This window comes from Sulfitobacter sp. DSM 110093, assembly GCF_022788715.1.
Classification (GTDB): Bacteria; Pseudomonadota; Alphaproteobacteria; order Rhodobacterales; family Rhodobacteraceae; genus Sulfitobacter.
Window position 1 is genome coordinate 272,583 of the sequence record NZ_CP085167.1, and the last position, 15,064, is coordinate 287,646.

The following is a 15,064-nucleotide window of genomic DNA, read 5'->3' on the forward strand; positions in this document are numbered from 1 at the left end:
AAGCGTCTCCTTAAACCTCAGCCCACTGCTGTCCCTTGATGCCCCCCAGAATGTCCCCTTGAGCGCCAGTCGCCGCCAGTGACAACCAGTCACGCATCGTCACAACCGCCTTATCTAGTTGCCAACGAAAGGGAATGTCTGCGCAAACCGAAAACCGCCCGCAAAATGGATGTTTAAAAATACAATGAAAACAGCTACTTGTGCGGCTCCGAAAACGAATCGAAAGCAATAGCCTGCGCAAGAAAGGCATAGTCTGCGCAAACTATTTTTGATCTTTTTCCACGGTAGATCGACTCGCGTCTTCCACGAAAAAGCCCGCCTCGAAGAGGCGGGCCATGAAACCTTTTTCGCTGGATAAGACTGTTTTCAGTTTTCCAGAGCATTCATGAACGGGTGGTCTTTCCGGTACAGCGTCTGGTAGCCACTATGGGTGAACGGTGTGGCGGCCCGGGAGCACTTGGTCTTAGCGACCCACCAATCCGTGAAGTGATCCCTGGTCAGGGTCTCGGCGCGGACATCCTGCGAACCCGCGACTGCACTTTTCGTGACTTCCAGCAAGAGGCCCCACCGTGATGCCGAGGCGGCGACCAGCCGGTCGAAGAAGTCCTGCGTCATCAGATCATGATCCACCTCGACCCCGGCCCGGAGCGCATAGCTGCCGACAATTTCGTGGATGGTCAGATAATCATGAGGCACATCGATGTCGGTGAAGCGGATGCGGTGCAGGAGCCGATGGAGCTGGGGCTCAGAATTGATATAATCATCCAGTTCCGGTACGCCCGAAAAAATCAGCATCAGCGGCCAGTCATGGGATTTCATCAAGGTCTTGAAGGAATCGAGCACAGCGCGGCGGTCTGCGTCACTCTTCCCGCGAAAGATGTGCTGAGCCTCGTCGAAATGAATGCCGACAATCCCTGCGAGCTTGGCCTCCCGAAAGATGATGTCCCAAATCTCGTTCTGTGTCAGCCTGGCCTTGGCGCTGACCGGATAGCCGATGGCGTTTGCGGTCGCCTTGCTGAGATCTTTCCAGGTACCGATACCCTTGAGCACACATTCAGCAAAACGCGCGCAAGACCCGTCCGGGAGGGTGATCTTGTCGTCATTGAAGCGGCGGATCAGGGCGCCAATTTCTGTCGTCTTGCCGGTCCCGGAGGGGCCAGTCACGAGAAGACCCTCGGTCTCGAAACGGCCGCCGCTGATCAGGTGTCCCATGTGCGCGCTGAACACCCGGGCAAAGTCCGACTTCAGCTTCGCGGCACGTACCAGGGGATAGATCCGATTGCCCGTATTTGCGGCCGCGTCGCGGTACGCATCAATGATAAATTCGCTCATACTTTACTCTCCTTGATTGGGTTGAACATAGGTTTCGTAATGGTGGACGGTTGGTCGATCTCCGCATCGGGCCGCAGCGCGTCGGGTTCGATCGATTGCGTGGACGGTTTCGACGGCAGGGAGTCTTCTGGTGCGGCGGGTGCCGTCATCTCATCCTGTGTCGACAATTCATCACGGGGACAGGTCGAATTGGTCCGGTCCATGATCTTTCCGGCTGCCATCGTTGTGGTCGACCGGTACATGGGCGCGAACTCCACGTTTGCCATGTCGGCTGCGTCTTTTCTAAGCTTGTCGATCCGCGAATATGACGAAGGCAGATTGGAGTCAGGATAGAATCCCGACTCGCGAACCCTACGCCTTCTAGCCTCCGAGAGATGGCTCTCGTGCAATGTCCGCAATTCAGGATTTGCTTCACTGGCGGAGCGCATGACAGCCAAGGCCTCTTCAAGCGTCAGGTCCGCGAATGTCGTCATCTTCAGGTCCGCTGTGATGATCTCCTTCGATTCTTCACTAAGGACAGTCACCTGACGCAGGTCGTCTGGGTTCAGCATGACGGTGCATTTCTTGCGTGCGCCGCCCGCAAAGTGCTGCAATGCCGACGAGTTGTATGGGATGCCGAAGAACTTGACCCCCTCCGACGACGTTGTCGCCTGCTCCTCCTCCCCGAGATGCAGACGCAGCATCTCGGGACAAGGGGCATCGATTCCGTCTGTTCGCTGGCTGACCTCGTCGAATTTCTGCCAAGGCGTCGCACCGAACATGCCCGTGCCGTTGTGCGGTGTGTACGGGTACTCATCGATGAAGTAGCGAGTGATGATCCCCATCAACGCATCTGGCGTGAGTGAAGCCTGCTTCTGGCCATCGTAGCCATGCAACTCGCCGGGCCGGCTGCCAGTGTATCCGGAGAGGAAGTTCAGCACCCCCCATTGCAAGGTACCGAAGGGACGTTCCGCATAAGCATTGTCGGTCGAGTTGTAGGCCCGGCCCGTCATGACGGCCGTGCCGAGCCCGAGCTGGCTGGCATAGATGTCGGCATTCCGTGCGGCCGTACCATTATCCGACTTGACCAGCGCCAGACGTACCGGCGGTGCGGGATCGCGCTTGCAGCCATAGCGGATTTTCTCACGTGTCTTGTCGCGCATGGCCATCCGGACGAGTTTCTTCTGGTGATCGCCGTCGGCCGTCTCGGCAAGGATCCATGCCAAGGGCAACCTGGTTGCAAGATCAATCTTGAAGAAGAGCCACAGACGCCGGATTTCCCCTTTTTCAAGCGGATCGTTCGCCTTCGCGCGATCGATTTTTTTGATGCTGATCTGGCCGTTCGCATTCGTGAAGATTGACATGAGATACTGATCGGTCGGGCACGTCTCACCGTACTTCAGGGCCCGAACGTCCGTCGATCCAGCACCGTACTTGTTCTGGGCATGGCGTTTGCCGTTCCGTCCCGCTTCTACCATTGTGAGAGGCAACTCCCGAATGCGCGTCCGGATAGTCGTCACGGACGGGAATTTCACGCCGTCGAGAATATCCTGCTCGGAAAGCGTGAAAGCTTCCTTTGCCCCATCGTAAAGTGGCCCGATCTTTGGCTGCTCATTACGCAGATACAGGTTGATGACATAGTCGATGAACCGTTCCTGCGTTGCGCACATATGCCCCCTTTGATCTTCCGGCGGCCCTTTAAGATGATGCCGACGCGCCAAGACGATCGGCTCGCGACCAAAACTGATAAAGGTGTTGCGCATTTCCTGAAGGATGCGACCGGTCGGCAAGGAGTGCGGACGCTTGGCACTGCCGATGTGGACGTCATGAAAAAGCTGCGGGTCGTTGGAGAGTGTCTTTGCCATTTCGCGAAGACGCTGCCGGACATCACGTCGATCAAGGTGCCGCTGGGTAAGCTTTCTGCCCTCGGACTCCAAGGCATCCATCGCGTGGACGAGGCCGAGACGCGCGCGCACATCGCGCTGTTCGGCCTCGGGCAACTGAGCCACCTTTCTCAAGCCGCCCGTGTAAGCCAGAAGTTTCTGGTGCCTCTCGGCCATGACAGGCGTGATGACTTCGCCGTCACCGACGGTCAGCGCCTCAGTGACACGCTGAAAAGGCAGAACGGTGAATTCGCCATTGTCGAGTGCCTCAACGGCATATCCGTCGACATCCTTGCCGACCACGCGCCAGCGGCACCGTTCCAGCACCAGTTCGGAGCCCTGAGGGATTTTATAGTGGATGGCGGCGGACATCAGGCGAGCCAGATCCGCGAGTATTCAGAGATGACCGCGTGCCAGTTCGCCGTGATCACGCCCTTACCGATATGGCGGAGGACCGCGTCGAACGCCCGCTCGCATTCGATGTCGCATTGCGCCAGCAATTCGCACATCAGCCAGTAATGGCCGGAGCGCGCCCGATCCAGAACGTGCCTATCGGCATCTTCGTCGACTGCCTTGGTGGCACCAAAGACCCGGAGCAGATTGTCCCGGTAAGCACGCGTGTAGTGATCGCCGTTCACGACGATCTTGTCGTCCGCGAAAGAAGCCGGGGTCGCTTCGAAAACTGCCCTGATCTCGTCCTGGGTCTTTTGACTTGCGAGGCTGTTGCCATTGCGCACAAACACCGCACGCCTGAAGCCATCCCTGAACGTGATGCGCAGATCGAAGCTATGTTCGTTGGGTTTCTTCTTTCCGTACGGATAGAAGATGGGCGGCAGCTGAACCTCAAGCCCGTAAAGTTCGGGCGACAGCATCGCCTCGACACCAACCGCCATCTCCCTCTGACCATCGAAGTGATAGACCTTGTCCTGTCCCTTAGTTGCCGCCGTGGCGACCGTCATCGACACGCGTGACGCCGAGCTGCTGCGAGTCAGCGGATTGCGGTAGCCATCATAAGGCAGGACACCGCGGATCGGATTCACTTTCAGCGCGGGAAGCTTTTTCTGCTTGCCTGTCGATGTGTCCCATTCAAGAGGATATGGCATGGCGTCTCCGTTCTCATCCGCCCATGCGAGTGAGTTCTTGAGTTAAGGTTCTTGGGTTTTGATCGCGGTCGCCTGAACTCTCTGAAGTTATTCCCAGGCAGGATTACGCGGCCAGCAGCCCTCTTCTAGCGGTTCATATTCAGGTGCGCATGGCGATGCGGAACCCGTGTTCTAATGTTCTCGAACCCGTACGGTGCGGTTCGGCGGAAACCGTTCAGCGTCATTCGATTCGTGTCAATTATTATTTCATTACAGCACATTAGCTTTCTTTCGCTCCTCCGAAATTCGCACGCCCGATCGCCATATTCAGGTCGGTCACGGCTGTCGTCCCATCACTTGGCCCAGATCTGTTTGCGCCCTGTGATGAGGATTTAGGTTTCGATTTTCGCGAATGAAAGCTTGAGGGAGCGCTGAGGTGTGGACAGAGTATCTACTTTACTCAATTCCGAGCTTTTGCCAGCGCCGACGCTGCATTTCGCCTTCGAGATGCAGCAGGTGGTTTTCGCTCCCGAACACCATATCTGGGGACATACTTGGAAAATCAACGCAGATGCAGCGCCCAAGCAGGCCTCCATGGAACTTTGCCAGATCTTCTGTCAATTTCTTCCGGAGCCTGATCGCAGTCGCATAGGCCATACCATGATTGTCCTGCAGTTCGCGCAAAGTCGGCATGGCCCCCCTCTGCCGGTCCTGGATGATCTCTTCGGCGAGCCCGAAATAGGACCGTAGCCCCCGGTGGATGCCATGCAGGTCGGTTCCCGATGTCAGGCTGAACTGCTTCTTGCATTTCCGGCAGGTCTGGATTTTTCGCAGTTCAAGAAAATGGACACTCATTTGAAAGCAGCTCGGACATACCGGTCCATCTGGCCACCTAACCTGATACAACCGAGCCTCGCAGGCATCCTCGGATGGAAAAGCGGCATCGATACCGTCGGGCGGCAGGCCGAGATACAGCGAAATCCAGTGTATCCGTTCCAGGGTCTTGTTTGGGAATAGGTTCAGCTTCATTGGGTTTCGATAACACATACCCTTGGTTCGAATGAACAGGATAGGTCATGGCGCAAGGTCATAACGCAAACAGAAGTCTTTTCATGCTTTCCGGTTCATATATGGGCGGCATCCGAGGCAACGACACGAAGTTGTGGCCGGTAAAGGACGGATTTCCCATCTAGGCAGAGTTCTTGTGGACTCATCTGATACTCATGCCGATTGCGTTTGCGCGCCCTGAACGCCATGATCGCAAAAAGAAATACAGTCTCAGGCCATATCGCATGCCACCTGGTGTCAACCAAAACCCCGAGCAGCTCGGCAGGACTTCTGGGCGACCACGTCGAACAAGCAGCTGAACTTCGTCCAGCATATCCGAACGATGCTGAAGACGACGGGCCGTTCCGCCGTTGTAGTACCAGATAACGTTCTTTTCGAGGGAGGCGCAGGTGAGACGATCCGGCGCAAGCTACTCCAGACGACAGACCTGCACACGATCTTACGACTGCCAACCGGCATCTTCTACGCCCAAGGCGTCAAGGCAAACGTGATCTTCTTCGATAACCGTGCTGCGAGTCCCGATCCACAAACGTCAAAGGTCTGGTACTATGATTATCGGACCAACGTGCATCACACTTTGAAGCAGAAACCCCTTACCTACGCGCATCTCGAAGACTTTGTGTCCTGCTACAACCCCGGCAACCGCCATGAACGCAGCGCGACATGGAGCGAGGAATCGCCAGATGGGCGATGGCGCGCTTTTGACCGGGAAGAGCTGCTTGGACGCGACAAGGCAAGCCTCGATCTCTTTTGACTTCGCGACGCGTCTATGACGGACCTGGACAATTTACCGGAACCAGAAGTTTTAGCCGAAGAGATTATGGAAAACCTTCGATCTGCCCTCGCAAATTTCGAATCCGCGAGTTTGGGGTAGGGTCAAGTCCCAGTAATTGCTGCCATTAATGCCGTCTACGCATTCACAGTTCCAGCCGATGCGTATAGACAGGAGAAGGCCGTCTCCCGGGATTCTGCAGGCAATGATCAGTTTCACCTATCGGCCGAAAGTATGTTCGGTCCAGAGCTTGAAGTCCTTCCAGTCATGGATGACTTTAAGTAGGCATTTTACCTTTGGAGCCGATTCCTGCCTGTTACAATCTCCATAAGACCAGAGCCTCAACCCCGTGAGGGGATGGCGTCTTTTGTATCACGCGCAGCCGGCATGCGGGGCCAATCGCTTGCCAGCATATGCAATGAGCTCGGATTGTCGACGAGGAAACTGATCAATCTCGACAGGCCCCAGACCCAAATCATCGCAGAAATGTTTGGCCTGCAGGATGCCGTGCTCCGTGAAATGTTGTCTTGGTCGCCACTCCCTTTGGAGAGGGTACAGGTCCGGTTCAGAGGGGAGGATTTCGTCTCTCGCGCCCTGATCAATCCTGTAGTCAGAGGATGCCCTGCCTGTCTCCGGGAAGATATTCAGTCTGGCACGGCACCTCCTCAGGGCCAGATGGTCATGCGGGGCGACTGGCAGCTGAGGTACGTGGAGGTGTGCCTGCGCCATGGACGGCCCCTCGTTCCGCTCTGGAACATAGCGTCTCTATCGGCACGGTATGATTTTGCCACGCGTTTAAAAAATGTCGCTGAGGATATTTTAGCTGGAAAACTGGACCAGCCCCGCCAGCCGATCACAAGCTATGACCACTGGCTGGACGACCGTCTTGCGTACGGAACGGACCCTACGTGGCTCGCGACGCAGCCCACCGATACGGCTAGTCGGTTCTGCCAACTTTTAGGTGCCGAGATGGTCCGAATTATGCCGGACACGTCATGCAGACGTAGAACAAAACGAGAGGTCGGGTTTGATTGCGCAAGCAAGGGACCGAATGCATTAACCGAAACTTTACATGACTTGGCAAGCAGAGTTGAAGGAACGCAATACAGCGCACAGAAGGCATTCGGGCGACTATACCAGTGGTTGACGTTGGACATGGCACACGATCCGCGATGCGACCTGTATCGCGATATAATGCGCGAGGTCATCTTTCAGACTTGGGCCATTCCGGCTGGCGAAACCATTTTGGGGAAAAGCCTCGCCACGCCGCGGCTTTACTCTGTGCTGACTGCGGCAAAAGAGATCGGAAAGTCCACACAGATCACGCGGCGTTTTTTAGAGCATGCCGACATTATCGATCCCCTGGATGACCGCCCTGACGCCCGCCTCACATTCGACGCCACGCTTGCACGTCCAGTTCTTGCGCAAGCCAAGCGCCTAGTCATTGCAACGGACATGAGAAAGCGACTGGGCGTATCATCCAATCAGTTCGAGAACCTCGTAAGTCAAAAAATCCTTAAACCGGCTGTTCCTCAATCTGTCTCGAAACTGCAATGGGACACGGCCGATGCCGACGCTCTTCTTGGAAAACTCACAAAGAATGCCCCCACTGTGGAAGTCGATGACGCGGACTGGCTGCCTCTGGGTGTTGCTGCTTCACGCGCACGCATCGGTATCAAAGACGCTATTGATTTGGCGCGGGACGGTCTGGTGGAAACCAGGCGACACCGAGAACTCGTCGGTTTCGCATCTGTATATGCAAGACGAAGCGATATGGAGAAATTGCGCGACGAGCGCCCTGAACACACAACCCTAGGCAAATTTGCACGTGATGTCGGATTGAGTCGGAACAGCTCAATGACCGATCTTTACAATGCCGGTCACGTACCAGCGATTGAGCTGTTCAATCCCACGACACGCCGGAAAGGGCTGTATGTGACCAACGCACATATTGCAGCGTTCCACGCAAAATTCACAACGCTAAAATTGTTGTCTATGCGCGAGAAGACGGATGGTCGAGTGATGGCGCGCAAGCTCCAGGATGCAGGCGTAACCCGTTTCGCGCCCGAGGGTCAGGATTTCGGCCCCGTTTACCTTCTGGATGATTTCGGAGACACCTTGGGGCAGATGGGCCTGTTAGCACACCGTGGGTGAAGTATGCAGTTCCCGAAGACAAGTAACCGATGTCGTTGTTTAACGGCAACAATCAGTGGCAGGTCAGGTGATCAAAGAATTGACGGACAACGGCATCTTAGGATCCCAAACACCGCAGTCAGCCCTGCAACTTCTATTTCTAAGTCGAACCCAAGAGATGTTTTTCCCGCTAACTTTCGAAAGCTGATCGAGTGTCGTGACCGGCCCACTCCTGCCGTTCATCCGATGGTGTAACGCTGCAGCGCGGCTTTCGTATTGCTGACATTCACGCGCAGCGCGGCATTTTCGAGGGGCGAGTGTCGGCAGAGCGGACCAAGCTGCCGTCTGACATTGTCGCACGAAAGTCCGCATCTGGTTTGAAACGCCTGCTGAGCGACGCACCGGACACGTCGCTCAGCAGGCTTTCATTGCGTTACATTTTAAAGGCCACATGTCCGTCTTCGTCGATTGGCCACAGTGGGTTAAACGCGATTTCCCATACATGACCGTCGGGGTCCGCAATATATCCGCGGCGGCCGCCTTGGGGAGGCTCATCAGCTTCGCGAAGCACTACCGCCCCGGCGGCAACGAGCTGGTCGATGACAGTTTGAACATTGCTTTCTTCGGGCACATTGTGTGCAAGCGTTACAGCACCCGACCCCGATAGAATTTGCTGCTTCGTGTCGTCTTCAAGGGACGATTTCAGCCATGTGCCAAAGACAAATCCGTTCATCTGGTAGAAGGCGATTTCCGCGTTCTCGAAGACCGGGGTCCAGCCGAACCCCTCCTGATAGAACGCCTTCGATCTTTCGAGGTCGGATATTCCAAGTGTCACCACTGCGATCTGTTGCTGCATTTCCATGTCCTTTGCTTGGCCCGCACGACATGTGCAGGCGTCTGGACCATGGGACGCGACTATCGGAGCGCCGATGCACGTAAGGACCCGCTTGGAATTGGGGGCCGGGCCAACCGCACCGACCTAACCTGTTTCTGGTCGTTGCAGCTTAATTGAATACCGCAGAACGTCAATCATATGCACGAACGACACCCGACCTTCGCTGCGGTCTGAACCACGGGCCGCAATGCGGACATTCCCGCCGTTCGCCAATTCGATCCTCAGATGCCCTATTCAGAAGGTTGGCGCTTTGCGACCTCACGATCCAGCTTCTCGACGACCCCACGCACATCATCCAAAGACGAAATCATTGCGTCCGGTCGCCAATCGAAATCGCTGGGCCACTGCAAGCCGTTTGGGAACCATACGGTCCTCATGTCAACTGCCCGCGCTCCAGCCATGTCGGCGTGAGGAGAGTCCCCAACGAAAATGCAGTCCTGCGGTTCGGCAGCCAGCCTTTGCGCCGCGCGCCGGAATATCTCTGGATCAGGCTTTCGACACGCTTCGGTTTCCGAGATTAGATATGTATCGACCAGCCGATCAAGGTTAAGTGCAAGCAGGCTCCGCAACTGAATATGGGTCTGACCATTGCTGACGATACCGATCTTCCGGCCGTCCTGGTGCAGCCAGAGCAACAGCTCGCGCATCCCTTCGAAGGCGAATGCGTGTCGCCAAGCGTTTGTCTCGTATTCATCAAAAAGCGCCTGTCCATCATCGTCACCACCAAGCCCCATCTCTTGCGTTATGGTCTTATAGACGATGGTCTTTGATACGCTCCCCCGGGCATCCAGCATCATGAAGCGGTCGCAGATTGCATCCAAGCTGGTGAACCGCCCCAAGTCTTTCCCTGAGAATTGGTGTTCGACAAAGAGACGAACAGAGGCTGTTCTGTTGAACAGCGTTTCATCAAGATCGAACAGCACGGGTGACTTCACGGCATGATCCTTCCGGGCTAAAGCCTATGTATACCATTACTTTATGCACCTCGCGACAAGGTTCTGAATGGCGGTTTGGGGCTCACAGCTGCCTTGCGGCGCTTCAGCACTTGGTCATGCATCATCAGGGCCTCCCTGGAGTTGCCCCGATGACCGCTGTCAGCCCGAAGCGGACCCAACCTGGGCGGCTGACCGGCTGAACGAAACATGCAGGTCGGGCGGAATGCTGACTTTCGCCGCGCATGTCACGAACGGCAGGTGTGGGCGGGAAACGGGTCATAGGCGTTAGCGATGCTGAGGCAACGTATTATTGCCTATTTTGCGTAATCTGTCGTACATCATGTGGGTGTAACGCGAAAAATGGGCTTGGTCCTATAAAGGCCTTAACCGTCTCAGCTCAACGAGCGCTATCCATCAACATTTCCACGAAGGTTTGCGCGGGCGGCGCCAGCACCTGCGACTCGGGCAGCACCAGCTTCAACTCACAGGGAATACTGGGGCTGAAGGGCCGAATTTCGATCTCAAGATTCGAATAGGCGTCGGCTGTCAGAATATCCATGATCGACACGCCCATCCCATTTGCGACCAAACTGCAGATCGGTCCTGTGTAAGTGGAATCCAAAATGACGTTTGGGGTGACATCTGCCTCGTTAAACGCTTTTAGCAGCCGCTTTCGCATCAGGCTGCTTTCAGAAATTAGCAGCAAAGGGATCGTTGTGAGATCCTGCGGCGTAATGGTGTTGAGCTTGGACAGAGCGTGGCCCTTCGGCATGACGCAAACAAGGTTAGTCTCAGGCATCGTCTTGATCGCTACGCCGTGGACGTTAAGCGGCAAGAGCGCCAGTCCTATATCGCATCTGCCTTTTTCCACATGACCGACGACCTCAGGCGAGGGGCCGCTGATCAAGCTGATCAGGACATCCGGCCAACGCGCGTGAAATGTCTTGATGACTTCGGGGAGGAAGAAATAGGAATGCCCAACGGTCGAAGCGAGGCGGAGCCTTTTCTTGCGGTGGGCGCCGAGTTCGGTGGCGAACTTCACCATCTGTTCAAGCTCTCCGTAACAGCGTTCGACTTCTGCATGAAAAGCAAGGGCATCTTTCGTGGGATCAATGCGCCCGGCATGCCGGGCAAACAACTGCAGACCATACTCTCCTTCGAGATCTCGGATCAGGCGGCTGATCGCAGGCTGGGTGACGCCAAGCACCTCGGCGGCCTGCGTCATATTTCCGGTTTCAATCACCGCGCGAAAAGCTTCAATCTGCCGAATATTGAACCGTAGCATGGAATCTGGCCACCATCAGGATTTGTTATGGCCTGATGCTAATTTAGAATTTGCTTTATGCCTAGCCCTAAGCGAGGTTTCTGTCAGATCGACCAGTTAGATAGAGATGTCAGGCGGTCGTACCGGCACGCAAGGGGAGTTGCAGGGAGGCAACTTTCGGTAGGAATGAGTGCCAATAAATCTCTGGGAGGAGACTGCTAATGAGACCGATGTATCTTGCACTTTCTGCGAGCCTTTTGGCCACCACTGCCATGCCGGCAATGGCCGGTAAGGCAGAAGACACATTGAATTGGGCAACCGACAAAGAAGTCGCCGTTGTCGACCCCTATTTCAGCGTGACCCGTGAACTCGTCATCATGGGCCATATGGGATGGGACGGTCTTGTCCTTTTCAACAATGAAACCGGTGAGTTTGATCCTCTGCTTGCCACCTCTTGGGAATGGAAGAGCAACACCGAGGTCGAATTCGATCTGCGCGAAGGCGTCGTCTTCCACGATGGCAGCACCTTTGATGCAGATGACGTCGTCTATACGATCAATTTCCTGGCCGACGAAGCAAGCGGCGTTCCTGCGCAATCCGTCGTCAACTGGATGAAAAGCGCCACCAAGATCGACCAATACAAGGTCCGTCTGGAGCTGGTGCAGCCTTTCCCAAATGCCTTTGCCTATCTGGCGAATGAAATCTCGATCATGCCTGAGGGTTACTACGAAAATTCGTCCATCGGTGCCGATGGCACGCGGGACCTGTCGAAGGTGACGCCGATCGGGACCGGCCCCTACACGGTCAGTGATGTAAGAACGGGCAAATACGTCAATTGGGCGAAGAACGACCAGTATTTTGCCGGCGGGCCGAAAGGCACCCCTCAGATTGGCAATATCAATTTCCGGACAATTGGCGAGTCGAACACCCAACTGGCCGAACTGATGACAGGCGGGCTCGATTGGGCATGGGACGTGCCGAAAGAGCAGGCTCTGCGCCTTGAGGAAAGCGGGCAGGTGCAGGTGGTCAACGAAAAGACGCTGCGGATCTCCTATCTCGCCTTTGACGTCGATGGCAGCTCCGGTCAGGACTACTTTACCGATCAAAAGGTCCGCGCCGCATTTGCCCATGCAATCAACCGTGAAGCCATTGCCAAGGAACTGGTCGGCCCGGCCTCGGTCGCCATCCATTCCGCCTGCCATCCTGAGCAATTTGCCTGTTCTCAGGATGTACCGCACTATGACTATAACCCGGAAAAGGCCAAGGCGCTGTTGGCCGAGGCGGGATATCCGGACGGGTTTAAGTTCGACCTCTATGGCTACCGCGAGCGTGAGTTCACCGAAGCGGTGATCGGCGACCTGGCGGCGGTTGGTATTCAGGCCAATCTGAACTGGCTGCAGTACAGCTCGCTGCTTGAAAAAGTTCAGAACGGCGAGACCCCGGTGAACCACATGACTTGGGGCTCAAGCTCGATCCCCGATGTGGCAGCGATCACCAGTCATTTCTTCTCGGGCAGCAGCGATGATCCGGCCAAGGATCCGCGCACTGCCGAAGCGCTGGCGCGCGGTGATACCTCGGTTGATCCCGAAGTGCGCAAAGAGGCCTATCAAGAGGCGCTGAATATCATCGCCGAAGAAGTCTATTGGCTGCCGATGTTCACCTACGCCAAATACTACGTGTTCTCCAATGATCTCGACTTCACGCCAACGGCGGATGAGATCCCCCGTCTCTATGAGGCCAGCTGGAAGTAACACGCTGCCTTAGGCGTGGGCCGCTCAAGCTTCCACCCTTAAAGGCGCCACCAAACCCCGCGGGTATCCTGAACTTGGGTATCCGCAGACGGGGCAAACCCATTCTCACACCAACAGCAATCGAGGTTGACCGGTGCTTGCATTTCTTCTCAGGCGAATATCGACGGCTCTACTTGTCGCCTTGACCGTGTCGTCGCTCACTTTTTCGCTCAATTTCCTTTCTGGGGATCCGGCCATTGCCCTTGCGGGCGAAAGCGCCACCCAAGAGGACCTACAGACCATTCGCGAGGCTTACGGCTATGACAAACCCATCCCGGTCCAGTACTTCAACTGGCTGACCGGGGCGCTTCAGGGGGATCTGGGCCAATCGCATTACCTCAACCAGCCGGTTGCGGATGAGATTTTCCAACGCCTGCCCACCACCATGACACTTGGTCTGAGCGCGCTTGTCTTTGCGCTGGTCCTCTCCATCCCCTTGGGGGTACTGGCAGCGATCCGGCCCAACAGTTTGTTTGACCGATTTGCCCTGACCGTGGCCGTAGTGGGGCAGGCGATGCCGAGCTTTTGGTTTGCGCTGACGATGATGCTTTGGTTCGCCATTAACTGGCGCATCCTGCCGGTCTCGGGCAGTGATACCTGGCTGCATTTCGTCATGCCTTCCATTGCCCTTGGCTATTACATCACACCGGGTGTCATGCGCCTGACCCGGGCCGGGATGCTGGAAGTTCTGCGCTCCGATTTCATCCGGACCGCCCGCGCAAAGGGGGTCAGTCGCTTCTCGCTGATGTTCAAACATGCGCTGCGCAATGCGATCATTCCGGTGGTGTCACTGGCGGCGGTGCAGTTCGGCTTCATGCTGGGCGGGTCCATCGTGATCGAGACGATCTTTGCGATCAATGGCCTTGGCTTTCTGGCTTGGGAATCGATCCAGCGGGCAGATCTGCCAATGATGCAGGCCATCGTGCTGGTTCTCAGCTTTTTTTACATCGCACTCACCTTCCTTGCCGACGTCTTGAACGCTTGGCTGGACCCGCGGATTAGGATCGGATGATATGAGCCCGCTGCAAAACAACGCCCCCACGATGCCCAGCGAGGCGCTCGTTCGCTCCCCCCGGCAGATGATGTTCCAACACGCGAAGACCCATCGCGGATTGATGCTCGGCGGCTTTGTCATCGCTGTGATCGTTCTGGTGGCCCTTCTGGCGCCGCTGATCGCGCCGCATGATCCCTATGCGCAGATGCTGTCGCGCAAACTGATCCCGCCGGTCTGGTTCGATAGCCCCAAAACCACATGGGACCATATCCTTGGCACGGACCATCTCGGCCGCGACTACCTTTCGCGTTTGATGTACGGCGCGCGGATCTCGCTGATGATCGGCTTTTCCGCCATGCTGATCTCGGGTGTGATCGGTACCATCTTGGGTATCTGTGCCGGCTATTTCGGCGGTCGGGTGGATATGGTGATCAACTTCATCATCACCACGCGCCTCTCGATGCCGGTGGTTCTGGTGGCGCTGGCGGTCATCAGCATTGTCGGGTCTTCGCTTACAGTAGTGATCTGGGTCATCGGCCTTCTGATCTGGGACCGTTTTGCGGTGGTGGTGCGCAGTGCGACGCAGCAGGTGCGCGGGCTGGATTTCGTGGCCTCGGCGCAGGCTTTGGGAAGTTCCACGCCGCGCATTCTTTTCAGCGATGTCCTGCCCAATATCTCTAACCATATCATCGTGATCGCCACCCTTGAGATGGCCCATGCCATTTTGCTCGAAGCGGCACTGTCCTTCCTCGGGCTGGGGGTGCAGCCGCCCACACCAAGCTGGGGTCTGATGATTTCGGACGCCAAGGGGCTGATGTTCTTTGACGGCTGGCTGATCGCCGTGCCGGGGACCGCGCTTTTCATGCTGGTGCTGGCCATCAATCTGCTCGGCGACGGGCTGCGCGACGTGACTGCCCCGGAGGACCGCAGCTGATGG

The 15,064-nt window shown here is 56.2% G+C and carries 12 protein-coding genes; 5 read left to right on the forward strand and 7 right to left on the reverse strand.

Annotation, left to right across the window (positions count from 1 at the left end; all coding sequences use genetic code 11):
• Positions 1 to 366 precede the first annotated feature (366 nt).
• The 4 genes from DSM110093_RS01305 to DSM110093_RS01320 form a co-directional block, all read right to left on the reverse strand.
• Entirely contained in the window at positions 367 to 1,332 is a 966-nt protein-coding gene (locus DSM110093_RS01305) for an ATP-binding protein (protein WP_243266351.1), read from the reverse strand.
• A complete protein-coding gene (locus DSM110093_RS01310; protein ID WP_243266352.1) occupies positions 1,329 to 3,566 on the reverse strand; it encodes a Mu transposase C-terminal domain-containing protein in 2,238 nt (745 codons plus the stop codon). The genes DSM110093_RS01305 and DSM110093_RS01310 overlap by 4 nt, the downstream gene beginning before the upstream one ends.
• Positions 3,566 to 4,297 (reverse strand): hypothetical protein, encoded by a 732-nt coding sequence (locus tag DSM110093_RS01315; RefSeq protein ID WP_243266353.1) that lies wholly within the window; start codon positions 4,295 to 4,297, stop codon positions 3,566 to 3,568. The genes DSM110093_RS01310 and DSM110093_RS01315 overlap by 1 nt, the downstream gene beginning before the upstream one ends.
• A 435-nt stretch (positions 4,298 to 4,732) precedes the next feature.
• Complete coding sequence (locus tag DSM110093_RS01320; RefSeq protein ID WP_243266354.1) at positions 4,733 to 5,305, reverse strand: transposase; 573 nt, start codon at positions 5,303 to 5,305, stop codon at positions 4,733 to 4,735.
• A 361-nt stretch (positions 5,306 to 5,666) separates the two neighbouring features.
• Here DSM110093_RS01320 and DSM110093_RS01325 point away from each other — a divergent pair, with 361 nt between their 5' ends.
• Together DSM110093_RS01325 and DSM110093_RS01330 are read left to right on the forward strand one after the other, a co-directional pair.
• Positions 5,667 to 6,098 carry an N-6 DNA methylase gene (locus DSM110093_RS01325; protein ID WP_243266355.1) on the forward strand — a complete coding sequence of 144 codons (432 nt, stop codon included), beginning with the start codon at positions 5,667 to 5,669 and terminating at the stop codon, positions 6,096 to 6,098.
• 405 nt (positions 6,099 to 6,503) lie between these two features.
• On the forward strand, positions 6,504 to 8,270 hold the full coding sequence (locus tag DSM110093_RS01330; RefSeq protein ID WP_243267648.1) for a TniQ family protein: 1,767 nt from the start codon (positions 6,504 to 6,506) through the stop codon (positions 8,268 to 8,270).
• A gap of 412 nt (positions 8,271 to 8,682) precedes the next feature.
• On the opposite strand, the gene DSM110093_RS01335 is transcribed toward DSM110093_RS01330, so the two are convergent.
• The 3 genes from DSM110093_RS01335 to DSM110093_RS01345 all read right to left on the reverse strand — a co-directional run bounded on the left by DSM110093_RS01335 (position 8,683) and on the right by DSM110093_RS01345 (position 11,364).
• Positions 8,683 to 9,105 carry a VOC family protein gene (locus tag DSM110093_RS01335; protein WP_243266356.1) on the reverse strand — a complete coding sequence of 141 codons (423 nt, stop codon included), beginning with the start codon at positions 9,103 to 9,105 and terminating at the stop codon, positions 8,683 to 8,685.
• 269 nt (positions 9,106 to 9,374) lie between these two features.
• Complete coding sequence (locus DSM110093_RS01340; RefSeq protein WP_243266357.1) at positions 9,375 to 10,067, reverse strand: HAD family hydrolase; 693 nt, start codon at positions 10,065 to 10,067, stop codon at positions 9,375 to 9,377.
• 409 nt (positions 10,068 to 10,476) lie between these two features.
• Entirely contained in the window at positions 10,477 to 11,364 is an 888-nt protein-coding gene (locus DSM110093_RS01345; protein WP_243266358.1) for a LysR substrate-binding domain-containing protein, read from the reverse strand.
• Positions 11,365 to 11,564: 200 nt separating this feature from the next.
• Here DSM110093_RS01345 and DSM110093_RS01350 point away from each other — a divergent pair, with 200 nt between their 5' ends.
• The 3 genes from DSM110093_RS01350 (at position 11,565) to DSM110093_RS01360 (ending at position 15,061) form a co-directional block, all read left to right on the forward strand.
• Entirely contained in the window at positions 11,565 to 13,094 is a 1,530-nt protein-coding gene (locus tag DSM110093_RS01350) for an ABC transporter substrate-binding protein (RefSeq protein ID WP_243266359.1), read from the forward strand.
• Between the two features lie 133 nt (positions 13,095 to 13,227).
• A complete protein-coding gene (locus DSM110093_RS01355; protein ID WP_243266360.1) occupies positions 13,228 to 14,145 on the forward strand; it encodes an ABC transporter permease in 918 nt (305 codons plus the stop codon).
• A gap of 1 nt (position 14,146) precedes the next feature.
• Positions 14,147 to 15,061 (forward strand): ABC transporter permease, encoded by a 915-nt coding sequence (locus DSM110093_RS01360; RefSeq protein ID WP_243266361.1) that lies wholly within the window; start codon positions 14,147 to 14,149, stop codon positions 15,059 to 15,061.
• Positions 15,062 to 15,064: the final 3 nt, after the last annotated feature.

What these genes read in the sequence shown, in the direction of transcription:
- DSM110093_RS01305 (WP_243266351.1), bottom strand. Translation starts at nt 1,332, where the DNA reads ATGAGCGAATTTATCATTGATGCGTACCGCGACGCGGCCGCAAATACG.
- DSM110093_RS01310 (WP_243266352.1), bottom strand. Translation starts at nt 3,566, where the DNA reads ATGTCCGCCGCCATCCACTATAAAATCCCTCAGGGCTCCGAACTGGTG.
- DSM110093_RS01315 (WP_243266353.1), bottom strand. Translation starts at nt 4,297, where the DNA reads ATGCCATATCCTCTTGAATGGGACACATCGACAGGCAAGCAGAAAAAG.
- DSM110093_RS01320 (WP_243266354.1), bottom strand. Translation starts at nt 5,305, where the DNA reads ATGAAGCTGAACCTATTCCCAAACAAGACCCTGGAACGGATACACTGG.
- DSM110093_RS01325 (WP_243266355.1), top strand. Translation starts at nt 5,667, where the DNA reads ATGCTGAAGACGACGGGCCGTTCCGCCGTTGTAGTACCAGATAACGTT.
- DSM110093_RS01330 (WP_243267648.1), top strand. Translation starts at nt 6,504, where the DNA reads ATGCGGGGCCAATCGCTTGCCAGCATATGCAATGAGCTCGGATTGTCG.
- DSM110093_RS01335 (WP_243266356.1), bottom strand. Translation starts at nt 9,105, where the DNA reads ATGCAGCAACAGATCGCAGTGGTGACACTTGGAATATCCGACCTCGAA.
- DSM110093_RS01345 (WP_243266358.1), bottom strand. Translation starts at nt 11,364, where the DNA reads ATGCTACGGTTCAATATTCGGCAGATTGAAGCTTTTCGCGCGGTGATT.
- DSM110093_RS01350 (WP_243266359.1), top strand. Translation starts at nt 11,565, where the DNA reads ATGAGACCGATGTATCTTGCACTTTCTGCGAGCCTTTTGGCCACCACT.
- DSM110093_RS01360 (WP_243266361.1), top strand. Translation starts at nt 14,147, where the DNA reads ATGAGCCCGCTGCAAAACAACGCCCCCACGATGCCCAGCGAGGCGCTC.